The 2,637-nt window shown below is 67.3% G+C and carries 2 protein-coding genes; both read right to left on the bottom strand.

Going from position 1 to position 2,637, the window contains the following annotated elements; all coding sequences use genetic code 11:
- Positions 1–194: 194 nt before the first annotated feature.
- Entirely contained in the window at positions 195–992 is a 798-nt protein-coding gene (gene istB / locus AB7P10_RS20100; RefSeq protein ID WP_428295615.1) for an IS21-like element helper ATPase IstB, read from the bottom strand.
- Positions 985–2,520 (bottom strand): IS21 family transposase, encoded by a 1,536-nt coding sequence (gene istA / locus AB7P10_RS20095; protein WP_428295614.1) that lies wholly within the window; start codon positions 2,518–2,520, stop codon positions 985–987. Before istA ends, istB begins: the two co-directional genes overlap by 8 nt.
- Between the last annotated feature and the right edge of the window lie 117 nt (positions 2,521–2,637).

Below are 2,637 nucleotides of genomic sequence, written 5' to 3'. Positions count from 1 at the left end.
TGTCCGCGCCGATTGAATTTTGAGCCACCGTGCCGACTCAATTTTGAGCCAGGGGCTGAAGCCGGCAGCGGGCTGCGCGGCTGTGGACAAGTGTAGGGGTTACGGTCCTTTCGTCTTGGTTGCGATGTCGATGGATGTGCGCGGCAAGACGCGAAGGGCGTAGCCCGAAGCGGCTTGCCGCGCGCCGCGCTCGATCAACCAGCAGCCGCCGCTGTCGCCTTGGTCTTGCGGGTGGCCTCGCGCACCTTCACGCGCTTGCCCACCTCGGTGCTCGAACGCCTGAAGCGGATCGACTCGTTGCCCGTCTCCACGATGTGGCAATGGTGCGTGAGCCGATCGAGCAGCGCGGTGGTCATCTTCGCGTCGCCGAACACGCTGGACCACTCGGCGAAGTCCAGGTTGGTGGTGACCATCACGCTGGTGTGCTCGTACAGCTTGGACAGCAGATGGAACAGCAGCGCTCCGCCGGCCTGGCTGAAGGGCAGGTAACCCAGCTCGTCGAGGACGACCAGATCCAGTCGCAACAGCGTACTGGCGATGCGCCCGGCCTTGCCTTGGGCCTTCTCCTGCTCCAGCGCGTTCACGAGGTCCACCGTGCTGAAGAAACGCACCCGTTTGCCGTGTCGGGTGATCGCCTCGATGCCGATCGCACTGGCCAGATGCGTCTTGCCCGTGCCCGGCCCGCCGACGAACACCACGTTGTGCGCGTGCTCGACGAACTCGGCGCCGGCCAGCTTGGTCACCAGCGCGCGATCCACCGGTGACACGTCGAAGTCGAAGCCCGCCAAGTCGCGGTGCACCGGGAACTTGGCAGCATGCAACTGGTAGCTCACCGAGCGCATCGCGCGGTCGCCGGCTTCGGCGGCCAGCAAGTGTTCGAGCAACCAGCGCATGCTTTCGGCGCTGCCGGCATCCTGGTCGAGCAACTCGCTCCAGGCCTGCGCCATGCCGTGCAGGCGCAGTTGCTTGAGTTCGGCGCTGAGCTCACGCATGGCCGGCCTCCCCGGCGACTTCGTTGTCGACGTCGTGGTTCGTCGCACGCAGCGCGTCGTAGCGCGCCGTGTTCGCCAAGGGCGGCGTTCTCGTTGTCAACGCCGTGGCCGCGGTCTCGGGCACCGGCGCCGCGTTCAGCCGCGCCAGCACGTTGAGCACGTGCTCGGCGCTCACACGCCCCGAGGGCGGAGCGGCCTCCAGCGCCAGCTCCACCGCCACCAGCACCGCATCGATCCCGGCGGCCGGCACCAACGCCAAGACCTTGGCCATCAAGCGATCGCCGCCGTCCTCGCGCAGCAGCACCCGGCGCAGCCGTTGCAGCGGCTCGGGCAGGTCGGCGAATGGGGCACCGTTCCTCAAGGCGCCTGGCTTGCGCTGCAGCAGCGGCACGTAGTGCTGCCAGTCGTAGGCCGTCTTGCCCCGGTCGGCCAGCCGCTCGTGCTCGGCCGCGACGGCCTGGTCGAAGACGATGGCCAGCCGGTTCGGGTACAGCCGCGTGGAGACCGTCTGGCCGGCCAGCTCGCACGGCACCGAGTAGCGGTTGCCCGCCACCGACACCAAGCAGGTGCTCGACACCCGGGCCAGTTTGTGCACGTAGCCGTCGAACGGTGCATGCACTTGCAGCAGGTGTTCGCGCTCAAGCTCGAGCATCTCGGCCACCGTGAAGCGTTGCTGCTCGGGGTGGCGCAACTCGCTCCACAGCTGCCGGCAGCGCTCGCCCAGCCAGGCGTTGAGTTCGGCGAAGCTGCCCCAGCGCCGCTCGAGCACTTCCTGCCAGATGCGCCGGCGGCTGTCTTGCACGTTCTTCTCGACAACCCCCTTCTCCCAGCCGGCGGCGACGTTGCAGAACTCGGCATCCACCAGGTAGTGCGCGCACATGGCGCTGAAGCGCGCGTTGACCTCGCGGCCCTTGCCCTTCTTCACCTTGTCGACGGCTGTCTTCATGTTGTCGTAGATGCCTCGGCGCGCCACGCCGCCCAGCGCGGCGAAGCCGCGGTTGTGCGCGTCGAACAGCATCTCGTGGCCCTGGCTGGGGTAGGCCACCAGCCAGAACGCGCGGCTGGCGCACAGCTTCATGTGCGCAACCTGCGCTCGGTAGTAGATGCCGCCCACCACCAGGCCTTCTTCGCTCCAGTCGAACTGGTAGGCCTCGCCGAGTTCGAAGGCCAGCGGCACGAAGGCATTGGACGCCGCTGCACCCGCACTGGCGCGCCAGCGGCGGACGTGGTCGGTCACCCGGGTGTAGCCGCCTTCGTAGCCCTGTGCCTTGAGCTGCGCGTACAGGGCCTTGGCAGTGCGGCGTTCATGCCGCGGCCGCTTCGCATCGGCAGCCAGCGCCTGCTGCAAGACCTCGACGAACGGCGCCAGCTTGTTCGGCCGGCCTGCGCGCCGGTACTTCGGCTCGACAAGCTCGCCGTGCAACCACTTGGCCACCGTGTTGCGCGACAGGCCCGTGATGCGCGCGATCTCGCGCTCGCTCTTCTTCTCGCGGCAGTGCAGCCGTCGAATCCATCCGATCTGATCCATGGTGATCACTCCTGGCTCCCCGCTGCACAAAAATGCAGCAGAGTAGGTTTTTCACCTGGCTCAGTTTTAGGTCGGCACCACCCTCAGAAGCGGCTCAGTTTTCGGTCGGCGACAACA

This window comes from Hydrogenophaga sp., assembly GCF_050182545.1.
GTDB lineage: Bacteria > Pseudomonadota > Gammaproteobacteria > Burkholderiales > Burkholderiaceae_C > Hydrogenophaga.
This window is presented reverse-complemented; position numbering and strand designations above follow the sequence as displayed.